The organism is Bradyrhizobium sp. Crot121, assembly GCF_059512385.1.
The window spans coordinates 1-16,081 of record NZ_JCAMOR010000022.1 but is presented as its reverse complement, the minus strand read 5'-3'; the positions used below and the strand labels follow the sequence as shown (position 1 = coordinate 16,081).

Below are 16,081 nucleotides of genomic sequence, written 5' to 3'. Positions count from 1 at the left end.
CCTTTGTTTGAGCATGATCTTTTCGGAAAACCGGTGTCCACTTTTCCGGATCATGCTCTAGTTCCGGCTTTCAGGAAGCGTCATGACCCAAGCCATCTTCTCGACCCACGAGGTCTTCAACCAGTCGCCGCCGTTCGAGGATGTCGATCTGTTCACGCTCGACAAGCCGCTGGTCGAGGCGGTGGCCGCCAATGGCGGCGGCTCGGCACAGGGCGAGCTCGCACAATTCGGCGAGCAGTGGGGCTCGGCGGCGATGGCGGAGCGGGGGCGCATCGCCAATGAGAACACGCCGAAACTGCGCACCTTCGATTCCCGCGGCAACCGCCGTGATGTGGTCGAGTTTCATCCGGCCTATCACGAACTGATGGCGCATAGCGCCCATGCCGGTGTGCACAACTCGACCTGGACCGCGCAGGGCAAGCCCGCGGGCGGCGCGGCGGAGGTGGTGCGCGCGGCGAAATTCTACATCGCTGCACAGGTCGAGACCGGACATCTCTGCCCGATCACCATGACCCGCGCCGCCGTCGCGGCGCTGGCGTCGCAGCCGGATCTCCTCGCAAGGACGATGCCGGTGATCGCCACGCGTTCCTATGATCCGAGTTTCGTGCCCTGGTGGGAGAAGCGCGGCGTGACGCTCGGCATGGGCATGACCGAGAAGCAGGGCGGCACCGACGTGCGGGCCAACATGACGCGCGCGGCGCGCGATGGCGATGCGTATCGCATCACCGGACACAAATGGTTCATGTCGGCGCCGATGTGCGACGCGTTCCTGGTGCTGGCGCAGGCCGAGGAGGGCCTGAGCTGCTTCTTCATGCCGCGCTTTGCGCCGGATGGGTCCGTGAACGCCATCCGTTTCCAACGCCTGAAGGACAAGCTCGGCAACCGCTCGAATGCGTCGTCGGAGGTGGAATTCCACGGCGCCTATGCCGAGCGCATCGGCGAGGAGGGCAAGGGCATCCGCACCATCATCCAGATGGTGCAACTGACCCGGCAGGATTGCGCGATCGCCTCTGCCGGCCTGATGCGCTCGGGGCTTGCCCACGCGCTGCATCACGCGCGCCATCGCAGCGTGTTCCAGAAGCATCTCGCCGACCAGCCGCTGATGCAGGCGGTGCTGTCGGACATGGCGCTGCATGTCGAGGCGACGGTTGCGCTGGTGATGCGGCTCTGCCGCGCGTTCGACCGCACACCGGATGAGCCTAAGGAAGCCGCCTATATGCGGCTGCTCACGCCCGCGATCAAATACTGGACCTGCAAGAGCGCGCCCGGCTTCCTCTACGAGGCGATGGAGTGCCTCGGCGGCAACGGCTATGTCGAGGAGGGCATTCTGGCGCGGCATTACCGGGAGGCGCCGGTCAATGCGATCTGGGAAGGCTCGGGCAATGTGATGTGCCTCGACGTGCTGCGCGCGCTCTCGCGCGAGGCGGATGCTGCATCGGCGATCCTGCAGGAATTGGCCGGGCAGACGCAGGGCCTGCCCGGCGCAAGCGAGGCGGTGGCCTTCATCGGCAAGGCGTTCCGCAGACCGGATAGCGAGCGCGTCGCGCGGCTTGCAGTCGAAAAACTGGCGCTGCTTGCCGCGAGCGCCGCGCTCAATGCCGTGATGCCGCGTCACGCCGAACTGTTCGCGGCGACACGGCTCGCGACCACGCATGCGGGCATGTACGGCGCGGTGGACATTGCCGAGAGCGACATGCGCGCGCTGCTGGAGCGGGCGCTGCCACATTGAATGACACACACTCCGTCATGCCCGGGCTTGACCCGGGCATCCACGCCTCTCGTGCGACGCAGAGAAAAAGGGACGTGGATGGCCGGGACGAGCCCGGCCATGACGTTGTGGAGGCGACAGGCGCGCAATCGATCGAGAGTTAGCTGATGGATGTCCTCAGTCCCGATAATCCTCCGCTGACCACCGCTCCACCGCCGCCGCGGATCTGGAAATTCTGGGGTACGACGCTGTGGGGGTTGTTCGTGTTCGGCGGCATGTTCCTCGGGCAGCTCGCCGTCGTCATCTACTTCATGCTTAAGCAGGATGCGTCCAGTATCGCATCGGTCATCCAGACGATCGGCGGGGGCTTGACGATTGCGCTCTCGGTCATCACGGGATTGCCGGGAGTGCTGCTGACGCTCTGGATCGCGATCCGTCCGAGCCGGACTTCCTTTGTCGATTATCTTGCGCTGCGCTGGACCTCCTGGAAGAGTTTCGCCATCGGCGTGGTCGCGCTGGCGCTATTGGTTGGCGTATGGGATCTCATCTTGCGCGCGGTTGGCCGCGAAGCCTCGCCGGGCTTCATGGGCGAGGTGATGAAATCGGCGCAGGCCGAAGGCGCGCTTTGGCTGCTCGTCATCGCGTTCTGCGTCGCCGCCCCGGTATCGGAAGAGCTTCTCGCTCGCGGCTTCCTCTATCGCGGCTGGTCGGAAACCGCCCTGCGGCCCGGAGGCGCGATTCTGCTGTCGTCGCTCGTCTGGACCTTGCTCCATTTGCAATACGACTGGTTCTTCCTGAGCGAGGTGTTTTCGATCGGGCTCGTGTTCGGGTATCTGCGCTACCGCTTTAACTCGACCTGGCTCACGATCGTGCTGCACGGGCTGAACAATCTTGCGGCGACGCTGCAGACATTGTGGCTGGCCGGGCAGTCGTAGCTCCTCGCACCCCACTGGCAGGATGATCGCCGGACGTGCTAGGTAGAGGCTCAGCCCACCTTCGCTGCGACTTTGTCGCGGAAAAATCGATATGTCGGACTTCGAAAAAGCCAAGTCGCCGGCCTCGGTCTCGCCACGGCCGCCGCGAACCTGGGACTTCATGGAGACGACGTTCGTCAGCCTGATCGCTTACGGCGCTTTCATTTTCGCATCGGACTTTTTCTTCAATATCATATCGGACCTAGCCGGCAAGATATTGTCACCTGCGCAACTTCGAACAGGGGTGATCCAGAATAGTTTGGAAAGCGCCGCCAGCATTCTGGCAAGTCCACCTGCGATCGCGGTGCTTGGGATCGCCATCTGGATGGCCCGCCGGGAGTTCGCCGAATATCTTGCGTTGAAGTGGCCAAATCCAATTGAACTCCGACGTGCTCTCGTAATCACGACCATATTCTTGGTGGTGGAGAGTGTGGTCGTTGGTGCCACCAGGGACGCTCCTGTCGATTCTGATTTCCGGGCCGTGGGAGCCGACGGTTTGTTCATTTATTTGATCTCCGCCTGCATTGCAGCGCCGCTAATGGAAGAATTTCTCTTTCGTGGTTTTATGTTTCGTGGCTGGTCGCAGTCCTTCCTCGGCCCGACCGGCGCGATTGTTCTGACATCAATAGTATGGGCGATACTCCATACTCAATATGATTGGCTTGGGCGTTTCTGTCTCTTCGTCTCGGGTATTTTTCTCGGTTACTTTCGCTGGCGCAGCAACTCGACTTTGTTGGCAGTAATGGCTCATTCAGCCATGAATATGTTCGCCCTCTTCATTTGGCTATTATTGTAAGCCTAGCGCCCGCTTGCAGCGAGCGCGATGACAACGGGCATCGTGATCGCCGCCAGAATCGTTTGCAGCGTGATGATCTGCGCGAGCAGCGGCGCATCGCCGCCCATCTGGCGGGCGAGCACGTAGGCCGATGAGGAAGTGGGGACCGCCGAGCCGACGGCGACGATGACCAGGCTCGGACCGGATAGGCCGAACGCGAGCCCGAGCGTCACGGTGAGTATGGGCATGGCGATCAGTTTCAGGAACACCGTGATGCTGGCGGCGAGGTTCGGACGGAACATGCCTTCGAGATGCAGGCCGGCGCCGGTGACGAGCAGGCCGATCGCAAGCGAGGAGCGGCCGAGCGCGTCTGCGACGTCATGCCAGAGCTTTGGCAGCGGGAAGTGGGTCACGTTCAGAAGGAGCCCGACGACGCAGGCCCAGATCAGCGGGTTCTTCACCACCGTCATGACGATGGCGCCCGCCGACTGCTTTTGCGGCGCGGCGTAGTGCGCGAGCACGGAGACGCTGAACACATTGACCAGTGGAATGATCGCGACCATCGCCACCGAAGCGAGCGCGAGTCCGACATCGCCGTAGAGGGCACCGGACACCGCGAGCGCGACATAGGTCTGCCAGCGGGTGGCGCCCTGGAACACCGAGGTGAAGGCAGGACCGTCGACGCCGCTGCGCGCGAGTAGCGGGCGCAGTGCGAGGCACAGTAGCGACATCGCCAGCGCCGAGAGGAACAGCGCGCCGCCGACACCGCCGATCGGCACCTTTGTCAGGTCGGCCTTCACCAGCGTCTGGATCAAGAGCACGGGGAACAGCACGTAATAGGTCAGCCGTTCCAGGCCCTGCCATTGCATCTCGGGCTTGAGCAGCGTCCGCTTCAGGATGAAGCCGAGCGCGATCAAGAGGAATGTCGGCAAGAGCGCCGCGATGACGACGGCCATGCTTCAGCGCTCGCCCCGCAATTTTGCCAGCCGATCCAGCGCACCTTGCAGGATGAAGATCGCGGCGTGCTCGTCGATCACCTCGGCGCGCTTGGCGCGGCTGACATCCAGGCCGATCAATTCGCGCTCGACGGCCGCCGTCGAGAGCCGCTCGTCCCAGAGCCCGATCGCGAGCGTGGTCAGGTTGGAGAGGTTGCGCGCGAAGGCGCGGGTCGATTGCGCTCGCGGCCCCTCGCTGCCGTCCATGTTGATGGGAAGCCCAAGCACGAAGCCGACCACGTTGCGTTCGCCGGCGATCACCAGCAACCGCGCCGCGTCAGCCTTGAACGCCTTGCGCTGGATGGTTTCGACGCCGGTCGCCAGCCGCCGATCGGGATCGGAGACGGCAACGCCGATGGTCTTGGTTCCGAGATCGAGCCCGATCAACGCGCCGCGCTCGGGCCAGTGCGCGACAGCTTCGATCAGGGGGAGGACAGGGGCGGGCATGACGATGCGCTTAACACGTGGTGCAGTGCGGAGGCAAAGCGCTCTCTTCACCTCTCCCCAGCGGGGAGAGGTCGGATCGCATCGCTAGATGCGATCCGGGTGAGGGGGCGCAGGTGCCCATGAGAGACCGTGACCCCTCACCCGGCGCTGTGCGCCGACCTCTCCCGATGGGAGAGGTGAAACCGGCAGCGTGCCTCGGGGCTACCGGATTGCGATGGGGTTGATCATGCTCTGCACGCCGCCACGCCAGCGTGGCTGGCCGAGCACGAACAGGAACTCATATCCCTTGTCCTTGGCGAGCTCGGCGGTGTCCATGTTCTCGAGGATATAGGTGCCGTTCTTCGCCAGCAGGATCTGATGCACCTCGAACACATTCTTGGATTCGAACGGCAGCACCTCGACTGCCCAGGTATCAGCACCAACGGCAACCACGCCCTTGCCGGTGAGATAATTGGCACCCTCAACCCCGAGGCCGGGTTCGCCGGCGGAATAGCGCTTGTCGTCCTTGCCGATCAGGCTGAGCCAGCCGGTGTGGAAGATCACGACGTCGCCCTGGCGGATCTCGACACCCTGTTTCTTCGCGACTTCCTCGATCTCCTTGACGTTGAAGGCGGTGCCTTCCTTGACCACGTCGGTGTTGTAGTAGGCGGCCATGTCGAGCAGCACGCCGCGGGCGACCATCGGCGGCACCTTCTCGATGCCGAGCTTCTTCAACCCGGTGGGATCGGCAAAATCGGCGAGCTTGTTGCCGTTGTAGTAGACGTGCTCGATGCCGAGATGGCCGAGCCCGTCGAGCTGGCTGCCGATGCCGACCCAGGTATCGATGATATCGTCATTGTAGGTTGCCTTGTTCGGACCGATGCCGGAGCTGCCGGCCTGTCCGGGCTGGACGATGGTGATCTTGAAGCTGCGCGGCGGATAGGCCGGCGTCTTGGTGTCGACGGGAATGCCGAGCGCGTAGGTCTTGCCGGTCTTCACCAATGACGCGGCTTTGACGACGAGCTCGGGCGTCATGTAGTTGGCGGCGCCGATCTCGTCGTTCGGCCCCCATTTCGACTTGGTCCAGTCTTGTGCGCTTGCCGTTCCCACCGTAGCCAACAAGGCAACAGAACAGCACAACACGAATGCGGTGCGCATCGCAGTCCCTCCCAGATGTTGACGTTATGGTTGTTGGTAGAAAGCGCCACATACTAACGTAGACGCGCACAACGATCCAAAAATTTTTGATGACGTGTGCTCGCACGCGCGAAGCGTGTGGCTCCGTCACAGAAAAATGGCATTGCGAATTTCGCGGAGCGGAACGGGCAGTCAGGCCGCGATGACCTGATCGTCCTTGTCGAGACAGGCGGCAAAACTCTGCAGCGCGCTGTATTGATGGGCGCTGCGGCGCTGGATGAAGATGGTTTCGGCGCGGGCATAGGATGGATCGAGCGTGTGGATGCTGACGCTGGCATGCAACGCGTTGCGCTCGACGACGACCCGCGGCAACAGCGTCACGCCCATGTCGGCGGCGACGCAGCCGACCATGCCGTCGAGCGTGCCGAGCTCGAAGCGTGCGGCCGACGGCCAGCCGAAGTCGGTGAAGATCTGCTCGAGCCGCTGGCGATAGGTGCAGCCGGTGCGGAATACCAGCGCGGTCGGTCCGGACTCCGACGTGCCTGCGCGCAAGGCGGCGAGGCTGGCCCAGCGGCGCGCGGTGACCAGCACCAGCTCTTCGCGGAAAGCGAGGGTGGAAGTGAGCTCGGCGTGATCGATCGGACCGGCGACGAAGGCGCCGTCCAGCGTGCCGTCGAGCACGGCGGTGACGAGATCGGTTGTGGTCGCGGTCTTCAGGGTGAGGCGTACCGCCGGAAAGCGGCGATGGAAATCGGCAAGCAGCACCGGCAGGCGGACGGCGGCCGTCGTTTCCATGGAGCCGATCGCGAGCGGTCCCTTCGGCTCGCCATCATCGCGGGCGGCGAGCAATGCTTCGCGCGAGAGTGCGGCCATGCGTTGCGCATAAGGGAGCAGCCGCCGTCCGGCGCCGGTCAACGTCATGCCGCGGCTGTGCCGCTCGAACAGCGCCGTGCCGATCTCGGCCTCGAGCGCTTTGATCCGCTGGGTCACGTTGGACTGTACGGTGTGCAGCTCATCGGCGGCGCGCGTGATGCCGCCAAGACGGGCGACCGTTGCAAAGGTCTGGAGGTCGGTGAGTTCCATGATCGCGGCCTGCGTTTCATTATTGAGATGGCAGCGTTCTCAAGTATTCATTTCGAGAGAATGGTAGCTCTGTCTAGTGTGGCTGTCGAGATGGGGTCCCGGGCAATATCCTACGTTCGCTTTCGTGCTGAATTCATCACGGCTCGATGCTGCCGGTTGATGCGCCCTCGCCCCTTGTGGGAGAGGGCAGCTCCGGCGGCTGCGACCGAACTCGCTTGGGTGAGGGGTTCTCTCCACGAACACGTGCGCCCGTGGAGAGAACCCCTCATCCGGCGCGGATTGCATCCGCGCCACCTTCTCCCACAAGGGGAGAAGGTGTGTTCGACGCATCTCGCCTTGTCCCCTTGTGGGAGAAGGTTACAAGCAACGAGCCAACGAAAGAGCTGAATCATGTGGCCGGACCGCCGAATTGTCGATCTGTTCAAGACCGAGTTTCCGATCGTGCTGGCGCCGATGGCCGGCGTGATGGATGCAGATCTCGTGATCGCCGCCGCGCAAGGCGGTGCGCTCGGCTCATTGCCCTGTGCGATGCTCACCGCGGAGAAGGCGCGCGAGCAGGTCAACATCATCCGCCAGCGCGTCTCCGCGCCGATCAACATGAACTTCTTCTGCCACCAGCCGGACGATCCGGATCCGCAGCACGAGGCGCGCTGGAAGGCGCGGCTTGCGGCGTATTACAAAGAGCTTGGGCTGGATCCCGCGGCGCCCGTCAACGCCGCCAACCGTGCGCCGTTCGATGACGCGATGTGCGAAGTGGTCGAGGAACTGAAGCTGGAAGTCATCAGCTTCCATTTCGGCCTGCCGGAGGAGCGGCTGCTGAAGCGGGTGAAGGATGCGGGCGCGATCGTGATGGCGTCGGCGACCATCGTGAAGGAAGCGGTCTGGCTCGAGCAGCACGGCGCCGATGTCATCATCGCGCAAGGCGCCGAGGCGGGCGGTCATCGCGGCATGTTCCTGACCGACAATATTGCCGAGCAGCCCGGCCTCTTCGCGCTGCTGCCGCAGGTCGTCGATGCGGTGAAAGTGCCGGTGATCGCGGCCGGCGGGATCGCGGACGGGCGCGGGATCGCGGCGGCGTTCGCACTGGGCGCCTCCGGCGTGCAGATCGGGAGCGCCTATCTGCGCTGCCCGGAATCCAGGGTGGGGCCGGCGGCGCGTGCCGCGCTGGCGCAGGCGAAGGACGATTCAACCGTGATCACCAATGTGATGACCGGGCGGCCGGCGCGCGGGGTCGCCAACCGCGCGATGTCCGAGATCGGGCCGATCTCGCCGGACGCGCCTGCCTTTCCGCATGCCGCAACCGCGCTGGCGCCGCTGAAGGTGGCTGCCGAAAAACTCGGCAGGGTCGATTTCACCAATATGTGGGCCGGACAGGCGCTGCCATTGGGCCGCGAACTGCCGGCGGACGAGCTGACCCGGACATTGGCCAGCGAGGCGCTGGCGCGGATGGGGGCCTTGGGCCGCTAGCTTCTTTACCTCTCCCCGGCGGGGAGAGGTCGATTTGCGCAGCAAATCGGGTGAGGGGCCGCGGCTCTAATGAGGGACCGTAGCCCCTCACCGGCGCTTTGCGCGACCTCTCCCTTCGGGAGAGGTGAATGGCTGCGGGTTGCGGCTCAAAACCGGCGTCTGCTATACGGCGGGCTGATCTTGCTGCCCAAAGGCCATATATAATGTCAGTCGACGCCACGACCGTCCGCCGCATCGCGCAACTTGCGCGGATCGCGGTCTCCGAGGCTGAAGTTCCCCATCTGCAGGGCGAGCTGAACGCGATGCTCGCCTTCGTCGAGCAGCTTTCGGAGGTGAATGTCGAGGGCGTCGAGCCGATGACCTCGGTGACGCCCATGGAGATGAAGAAGCGCGCCGACGTGGTCAATGACGGCGAGATTGCGGATGATATCGTCCGCAATGCGCCGGCCACCGAGAATCACTTCTTCCTGGTGCCGAAGGTCGTCGAGTAAGCTCCTCTCTCTACTTGTTTTGCGGGAAGTCCGATGTGTCTGCTCTGCGACGATGAAAAGGCCTATCAGGCCTACATGAACTATCTCGACGTGATGGAGCGGCAGGGCAAGGCCGCCGATCCGAATGCGGTGATGCAAACCGTGCTCGATCAGCTCGAGGCCGCCGACAAGGCGCGCGCCAAGAAAGACGATCCCGCCGACGACAAGACCCTGTCTCCGTTCTTCTGCAGCCCGATCAATAAATGACCGATTTGACATCGCTGACGATCGCCGAGGCCCGCGAGGGCCTGACGAACAAGTCCTTCACCGCGCGCGAGCTCACCGATGCGCATCTTGCTGCGATCGAGGCGGCGCGCGTGCTCAACGCCTATGTGCTGGAGACGCCGGATCGCGCGCGCGAGATGGCTGACGCCGCGGACAAGCAGATCGGCAAGGGCGAGGGCGGTCCGCTCGCCGGCATCCCGCTCGGCATCAAGGACCTGTTCGCGACGCGCGATATCCGCACCACCGCCTGCTCGAAGATCCTCGGCAATTTCGTGCCGCCTTACGAATCGACCGTGACCTCGCAGCTCTGGCGCGACGGTGCGATCCTACTCGGCAAGCTCAACAATGACGAGTTCGCGATGGGCTCGTCGAACGAGACCTCCTGCTTCGGCCCGGTGGTCAATCCATGGCGGCGCGAGGGCTCCAACACGCATCTGGTGCCGGGCGGCTCCTCGGGCGGTTCGGCATCCGCCGTCGCGGCATTGCTGTGCATGGGCGCAACCGCAACCGATACCGGCGGCTCGATCCGCCAGCCGGCGGCGTTCACGGCGACGGTCGGGGTGAAGCCGACCTATGGCCGCTGCTCGCGCTGGGGCATCGTTGCATTCGCATCCTCGCTCGACCAGGCTGGTCCGATCGCGCGCACGGTGCGCGATTCCGCGATCCTGATGCGCTCGATGGCGGGGCATGATCCGAAGGACACGACTTCGGTTAATATCGGCGTGCCCGATTACGAGGCTGCGATCGGCAAGTCGGTGAAGGGGATGAAGATCGGCATCCCCAAGGAGTACCGCCTCGACGGCATGCCGGCCGAGATCGAGAAGCTCTGGAGCGATGGCGCGGCATGGTTGAAGGCGGCAGGTGCCGAGCTGGTCGAAGTGTCGCTGCCGCACACCAAATACGCACTGCCGGCGTATTACATCGTGGCGCCGGCGGAAGCCTCCTCGAACCTGGCGCGCTACGACGGCGTTCGCTACGGCCTGCGCGTGCCCGGCCGCAGCATCGGCGAGATGTATGAGAACAGCCGCGCCGATGGGTTTGGCGATGAGGTGCGTCGCCGCGTCATGATCGGTACCTATGTGCTCTCGGCCGGCTATTACGACGCCTATTACCTGCGGGCGCAGAAGGTGCGCACACTGATCAAGAAGGATTTCGAGGACTGCTTCGCCAAGGGCGTGAACGCGATCCTGACGCCGGCAACGCCGTCGGCGGCGTTTGGCGTCGGCGAGAAGGGCGGCGCTGATCCGGTCGAGATGTATCTCAACGACATCTTCACGGTGACCGTGAACATGGCGGGCCTGCCCGGCATCGCGGTCCCCGCCGGCAAGGATGCGCAAGGCTTGCCGCTCGGTCTGCAACTGATCGGGCGCACCTTCGATGAAGAGACGCTGTTCTCGCTCGGCGAAGTGATCGAGCAGGCGGCCGGACACTTCACGCCGCCGAGATGGTGGTGAGATGGCGGATTTCCGCGCCAGCCTCAACGACGCCGCGCCGGAGCCTTCGCTGCCGCCGCCGCTGGCGGCGCTGTGGTGGGCGGCGAAAGGCGATTGGGACCAGGCGCACCGCATCGTGCAGGACGAAAGCACCGCCGAGGCCGCCTGGGTGCACGCCTATCTGCACCGCGTCGAGGGTGATCTCGGCAATGCCGCTTACTGGTACCGTCAGGCAGGCCAGCCGGTCGCCAAGGATGGAGTCGATGCCGAGTGGGAGCGGATCGTCACCGCGCTGCTCGGCTAACCTCTCCAAGTTGTGAAGGCTTTCCGTGGTTCATTTTGACGCGGTTTCTTTACCGGACCGGGCTTCAATTGGCTCGTATAGACATTGCCCTGTTTCCGCGCCACGCGGGCGCCCAGATTGCCCGCGATAGGCTGAGGGGAAGCGTGGCGGGGGCCTGCGGGCAAGAGGGCGTTTGTGGGTAGATCGGGTATAGGGGCGTGGCTGTCGACGGTACTGGCGGCCAGTTTTGCAGTGGCGCTTGCCGGATGCGCAACGGTCTACAATTTGCCGAGCAACGTGCCGCTTGCCAACGCGCTCGCCGATAGCAATCTCGGGGCTGACATTCCACGCTATGATGACGACGTGTTGGTCGCGCTGTCCTTCTCGGGCGGCGGCACGCGGGCGGCGGCTTTCTCGTTCGGCGTGCTCAAGGAGCTCGATCGCTCTCACGGCGGCTCCGGTCAGGCGAAAACGCTGCTCGATCGCGTCGACTTCGTCTCCGGTGTATCAGGCGGTTCGATCACCGCCGCCTATTTCGGTTTGAAGAAGCGCGCCGCGCTCGACGATTTCCGCGAACGCTTCCTGTTGCGCAATGCGGAGGAGGGGCTGAGGACCAATGTCTCGCTCGGCAATATCGGCCGAGCGCTCGCCGGCGGCGTCAACAACAGCCAGCTCACCGAGTGGCTGGACCAGAACCTGTTCGACGGCGCGCGCTTCGATGCGCTGCGCGAGGACCGGCGGCCGAAGGTCTGGATCAACGCCTCCGACATCTATAACCGCACGCCCTTCGTGTTCGGAAAGACCTCCTTCGACGCGCTGTGCAGCGACATCCGCTCCTACCGTGTGTCGGAAGCGGTTGCCGCATCGGCGGCGGTGCCGCTGGCGTTCGCGCCGATCGTGCTGGAGACCTATCCCGGCGGGTGCTCGAAGCCGCTGCCGGCCTGGCTCGAACGCGTGCGGCGCGATCCGAATGCGCAGCCATTGCTGCGCTCGTTCGCCGAGGCCAATGCGCGCTACCGCGACGGCTCCATGCGCTACGTGAAGCTGCTGGACGGCGGTCTTGTCGACAATTTTGGCCTGTCCGGTCTCACCATCGGGCTGTTGGCCGCGGAGCGGCCGTACCAGCCGTTGACGGAGCGGCAGGCGGTGAAGCTCCAGCGGATCCTGTTCATGGTGGTCGATGCCGGGCGCGGCATATCCGGCGATTTCGCACAGCGCCTCGAAGGCCCGAGCGGGGCCGAGCTGGTTGCGGCAGCGGCCGACACCGCCATCGATGCCAGCGTGCGCTCGAGCTACGCGGCATTCTCCGGGCTTGCCACCGAATGGTCGGGCAAGCTGAAGCGGTGGCGGTGTGGACTGTCGGCGGCGGATCGCGCCCGCCTTGGCGTCGGCGGCAACTGGCAATGCGGTGACATCCACATCTACGTCGAGCGGCTCGGCTTCGACCAGTTGGGCGAAGAGCGCGCGGGCATCCTGAATGCGATCCCGACGCGGTTCGCACTGCCGCCGGAACAGGTCGACCTCCTGATCGCAGGCGGGGCCGACGCGCTCCGCCTGAGCAAGTCCTACCAGGCGTTTCGACGCGGGCTTTGATCGCTCAAAAACCGAGCATGATCCTTTCCGGATCATGCTCTCCGGCTTGACTGGCGCGGTCGGTTGCGCGAAGCCGAAAGCAGTCCCAGATATCAATTGTTTGGAAACCGAGACCAATGAACGCACCTGTCACATCACACAAGCTCATCAAGGGCGCGACCGGCGACTGGGAGATGGTGATCGGCATGGAGATCCATGCCCAGGTCGTCTCCAATTCAAAGCTGTTCTCGGGCGCCTCGACCGCGTTCGGCGGCGAGCCGAACAGCCATGTCTCGCTGGTGGACGGTGCGATGCCGGGCATGCTCCCCGTGATCAACGAGGAATGCGTGCGGCAGGCGGTGCGCACCGGGCTTGGGCTGAATGCCAGGATCAACCTGCGCTCGGTGTTCGACCGCAAGAACTATTTCTATCCGGACTCGCCGCAGGGCTACCAGATCAGCCAGTACAAATCGCCGATCGTCGGCGAGGGCGAGGTCGAGCTCGAGCTCGAGGGCGGCCGCAGCGTCACCATCGGCATCGAGCGGCTGCACCTGGAGCAGGACGCCGGCAAGTTGCTGCACGATCAGTCGCCGACGATGTCCTATGTCGACCTTAACCGCTGCGGCGTCGCGCTGATGGAGATCGTCTCCAAGCCTGACATCCGCGATGCCGAGCAGGCAAAGGCCTACGTCGCCAAGCTGCGCTCGATCCTGCGCTATCTCGGCACCTGCGACGGCGACATGGAGAAGGGCAATCTGCGCGCCGACGTCAACGTCTCGGTGCGCCGGCCCGGCGGTCCGCTCGGCACCCGCTGCGAAATCAAGAACATGAACTCGGTCAACTTCATCGGCCAGGCGATCGAGTATGAGGCGCGGCGGCAGATCGAGATCCTCGAGGACGGCGGCTCCATCGACCAGGAGACGCGGCTGTTCGATCCGGGCAAGGGCGAAACGCGCTCGATGCGCTCCAAGGAAGAGGCGCACGACTATCGTTATTTTCCCGACCCGGACCTGCTACCGCTCGAATTCAGCCAGGCGTTCGTCGACGAGCTGAAGACGACGCTGCCCGAGCTGCCGGACCAGAAGAAGGCGCGCTTCATTGCCGACTTGGCGCTGTCACCCTATGACGCCGGCGTGCTGGTGGCCGAGCGCGAGAGCGCCGAGTTCTATGAGGCGGTGCTTGCCCGCCTCGCCGACCGTGCGCGCGACGGCAAGCTCGCCGCCAACTGGGTGATCAACGAACTGTTCGGCCGCCTCAACAAGGAAGGCCGGGATATTACGGGCTCGCCCGTCTCATCCGAGCAGCTTGCCGCGATTGTTGAGCTGATCGGCGAGGGGACGATTTCCGGCAAGATCGCCAAGGACCTGTTCGAGATCGTCTGGCAGGAAGGCGGCGATCCCCGTGCGCTGGTCGAAGCGCGCGGCATGAAGCAGGTCACCGACTTGGGTGCGATCGAGAAGGTGGTCGACGACATCGTCGCCGCCAATCCGGACAAGGTGGCGCAGGCGAAAGCGAAGCCGCAGATGATCGGCTGGTTCGTCGGACAGGTGATGAAGTCGTCCGGCGGCAAGGCCAACCCGCAGGCCGTGAACGATCTCCTGAAGGCGAAGCTCGGCCTCTGACACCTCGCGCGCGGACGCGAACGGCATCGCGGCACGCACTCTGTACGATGCGCGGAGGCGTCCGCGGCTCGCTTCTCGCGCCTTCGATCACCGCGTCGGGATCATCGCTTCACCGAATCGGCCGACCGCGATTCGTCCGGAAAGGCCGTTTCGGCAGGCGGAGATGCCGCTGGCAGGGCTTACCCACGAATTTTTTTTTGGCGCCGGAATTGGCGACTCGACGCCTGCGCGAGGTGTTCTCAGCCCGCTCGGTGAGTCTTGTCGACATGTCAGTCAGATCGCGCGCGAAGAAGCGACGATTCAAGAAATGCCTGTGGCACAGGCACTTTTTGCATTCGCGATGAGTGTCGATGTCGATCGACTCTGCATTTCCTGCATCAGTGCGTCAGCGCAACGTCGCGCGTGCGCTTGGCGCGCGCATACTTCTCGCGCCTCGTAACATCAACACTTCCTTAAGCTGGACGCTGTTTTTTTCGATGTGTTGGTGTATTCGGGATGCAGTGCATCTCGATTCCCGAGTGCACGCAGCGAAGTATAGCCATCTCATTGGAGGGCAACATGGCGAAGAAAGCGAAGAAGGCGAAGAAGGCGAAGAGCGCAGTGAAGAAGACTGCGAAGAAGACCAAGAAGGTCGCGAAGAAGAAGAAGTAACTCTCGCCCGAGAGAGGATGCCGGCGGGTTGACGCCGGCCCGTCACCCGGACCTTCGGACGATCTGCTTCCTTGAAGCGATCCACCCAGGCGGCTCCGGTTGACGAAAGAGGGTGTCGGCGAGACATCAGGTCAAACGGCTGGATCGCCTTTCCAAGAAGGGTTCGCTCTTCGAAGTCGGTCCGGCAGAAGAAACAGGTTTCTTCGTTCGGTGCGGACCACTTATCCGGCTCCGCAATTTCACAGGGCCCAAGGCCCATCGTGAGATCTGATCCTGACGTGTTCGCCGACGCCCTCGTTCCAATAGCCGGCCGTTTGGTGCCGGCTTTTTTGTTGCCTGATCTCCCCACATGACGACCGGTTGGCTTCCGCTGCCGTATGGCGGGCGGCGATGCAGCCGCGTCCGGTTGGCGTTTGCGCGCGATGGTTATCGTTCCGCCAACCGCCAGGGTAAACCGAACTTCACCATCGCGCATAAGTCATTGTGCTGCAGGCACTTCTCGGATTTCGGGAACTCGCCGCACGCCGGGCGTTTACACGCCGTTCATCGCGATACTTAAACTGCTTTTCAAATTTGGCCGGCATGATCTCCCTCAACAAGCCGGCAAACGGCGAGCGCCTGATCCGCCAAGTGTAGGCGGTTTGGCGATCAGATCAGGCGCTCTTTTCATAAGCGGCGCGCGATCGGACGCAAAACCGGATGCCACTTTTGCTGATCGCGCGCAGGGGAAGTAAGGCGTTAGATGTGGACGGGGGCCGCGCTCGGGGGAGGGCGGCCAACAATAAAAAGGGGAGCTACGAGAATGTTTCAGGGACATATCAATCTGGAGACGGCCATTCCGGTGGACGCGACCGCGATCTCGGACGTGCTGTTCGAGCGTGGCCTCTACTGGGCGAGCGGCCGTTCCGGCGTGGTCAACCTGGTCGCGGCGCACAAATGGTTCAACCTTGCCGCCCTGAAGGGCCGCACGGATGCCATGGCGATGCGGCGCGAGATCGCCGAGCAGATGACGGAAGCTGAGATCGCTGCCGCCCAGCGCGAAGCCCGCGCCTGGATGACCGCGCACTAGAGCGTGATGAAGTTAGGTTCGTGCCTATCCTGAGTTTGCCAAGTAGCTTGCGCGTTCTTTGGGCGTGAAGAGCTGCAGAACCTGGCCGATGGCGAGGCAGACAGCGTCGACGGTTCGGGCGGCCGCTTTTC

Annotated in this window: 15 protein-coding genes; 11 read left to right on the top strand and 4 right to left on the bottom strand. The window is 63.8% G+C overall.

Translation table 11 applies throughout. The features are described from left to right. Positions 1-82 precede the first annotated feature (82 nt). The 3 genes from AC5ZGW_RS20210 (at position 83) to AC5ZGW_RS20200 (ending at position 3,478) form a co-directional block, all read left to right on the top strand. On the top strand, positions 83-1,729 hold the full coding sequence (locus tag AC5ZGW_RS20210; protein ID WP_130228451.1) for an isovaleryl-CoA dehydrogenase: 1,647 nt from the start codon (positions 83-85) through the stop codon (positions 1,727-1,729). A 146-nt stretch (positions 1,730-1,875) separates the two neighbouring features. After that, positions 1,876-2,643 (top strand): CPBP family intramembrane glutamic endopeptidase, encoded by a 768-nt coding sequence (locus AC5ZGW_RS20205; RefSeq protein WP_130228450.1) that lies wholly within the window; start codon positions 1,876-1,878, stop codon positions 2,641-2,643. A 91-nt stretch (positions 2,644-2,734) separates the two neighbouring features. Further along, positions 2,735-3,478 carry a CPBP family intramembrane glutamic endopeptidase gene (locus tag AC5ZGW_RS20200; protein ID WP_245474927.1) on the top strand — a complete coding sequence of 248 codons (744 nt, stop codon included), beginning with the start codon at positions 2,735-2,737 and terminating at the stop codon, positions 3,476-3,478. Positions 3,479-3,480: 2 nt separating this feature from the next. Here the strand turns inward: AC5ZGW_RS20200 and AC5ZGW_RS20195 are convergent, their stop codons facing one another. The 4 genes from AC5ZGW_RS20195 to AC5ZGW_RS20180 form a co-directional block, all read right to left on the bottom strand. Further along, the gene (locus AC5ZGW_RS20195) at positions 3,481-4,413 is read right to left on the bottom strand and encodes an AEC family transporter (protein WP_130228449.1); all 933 of its coding nucleotides are present in this window, start codon (positions 4,411-4,413) and stop codon (positions 3,481-3,483) included. Between the two features lie 3 nt (positions 4,414-4,416). Beyond that, a complete protein-coding gene (gene ruvX, locus AC5ZGW_RS20190) occupies positions 4,417-4,899 on the bottom strand; it encodes a Holliday junction resolvase RuvX (RefSeq protein ID WP_130228448.1) in 483 nt (160 codons plus the stop codon). Positions 4,900-5,100: 201 nt separating this feature from the next. Then, positions 5,101-6,036 carry a cyclase family protein gene (locus tag AC5ZGW_RS20185; protein ID WP_130228447.1) on the bottom strand — a complete coding sequence of 312 codons (936 nt, stop codon included), beginning with the start codon at positions 6,034-6,036 and terminating at the stop codon, positions 5,101-5,103. 171 nt (positions 6,037-6,207) lie between these two features. Next, positions 6,208-7,098: a LysR family transcriptional regulator gene (locus AC5ZGW_RS20180; RefSeq protein WP_028166678.1), complete on the bottom strand. Its 891-nt coding sequence runs from the start codon at positions 7,096-7,098 to the stop codon at positions 6,208-6,210. 390 nt (positions 7,099-7,488) lie between these two features. Between AC5ZGW_RS20180 and AC5ZGW_RS20175 the strand changes: the two genes are divergently transcribed. The 8 genes from AC5ZGW_RS20175 (at position 7,489) to AC5ZGW_RS20140 (ending at position 15,950) form a co-directional block, all read left to right on the top strand. Beyond that, positions 7,489-8,565 carry an NAD(P)H-dependent flavin oxidoreductase gene (locus tag AC5ZGW_RS20175; protein ID WP_130228446.1) on the top strand — a complete coding sequence of 359 codons (1,077 nt, stop codon included), beginning with the start codon at positions 7,489-7,491 and terminating at the stop codon, positions 8,563-8,565. A 203-nt stretch (positions 8,566-8,768) separates the two neighbouring features. After that, positions 8,769-9,056 carry an Asp-tRNA(Asn)/Glu-tRNA(Gln) amidotransferase subunit GatC gene (gene gatC, locus AC5ZGW_RS20170; protein WP_028166675.1) on the top strand — a complete coding sequence of 96 codons (288 nt, stop codon included), beginning with the start codon at positions 8,769-8,771 and terminating at the stop codon, positions 9,054-9,056. A gap of 33 nt (positions 9,057-9,089) precedes the next feature. Then, positions 9,090-9,302 carry a hypothetical protein gene (locus AC5ZGW_RS20165; RefSeq protein ID WP_028166674.1) on the top strand — a complete coding sequence of 71 codons (213 nt, stop codon included), beginning with the start codon at positions 9,090-9,092 and terminating at the stop codon, positions 9,300-9,302. After that, a complete protein-coding gene (gene gatA, locus AC5ZGW_RS20160; RefSeq protein ID WP_130228445.1) occupies positions 9,299-10,774 on the top strand; it encodes an Asp-tRNA(Asn)/Glu-tRNA(Gln) amidotransferase subunit GatA in 1,476 nt (491 codons plus the stop codon). The genes AC5ZGW_RS20165 and gatA overlap by 4 nt, the downstream gene beginning before the upstream one ends. 1 nt (position 10,775) lies before the next feature. Then, positions 10,776-11,057 carry a hypothetical protein gene (locus AC5ZGW_RS20155; RefSeq protein ID WP_130228444.1) on the top strand — a complete coding sequence of 94 codons (282 nt, stop codon included), beginning with the start codon at positions 10,776-10,778 and terminating at the stop codon, positions 11,055-11,057. 174 nt (positions 11,058-11,231) lie between these two features. Next, positions 11,232-12,629 (top strand): patatin-like phospholipase family protein, encoded by a 1,398-nt coding sequence (locus AC5ZGW_RS20150; protein ID WP_463327603.1) that lies wholly within the window; start codon positions 11,232-11,234, stop codon positions 12,627-12,629. Positions 12,630-12,745: 116 nt separating this feature from the next. Next, entirely contained in the window at positions 12,746-14,230 is a 1,485-nt protein-coding gene (gene gatB, locus AC5ZGW_RS20145; protein ID WP_130228443.1) for an Asp-tRNA(Asn)/Glu-tRNA(Gln) amidotransferase subunit GatB, read from the top strand. A gap of 1,453 nt (positions 14,231-15,683) precedes the next feature. After that, on the top strand, positions 15,684-15,950 hold the full coding sequence (locus AC5ZGW_RS20140) for a hypothetical protein (protein WP_028166669.1): 267 nt from the start codon (positions 15,684-15,686) through the stop codon (positions 15,948-15,950). Positions 15,951-16,081 lie beyond the last annotated feature (131 nt).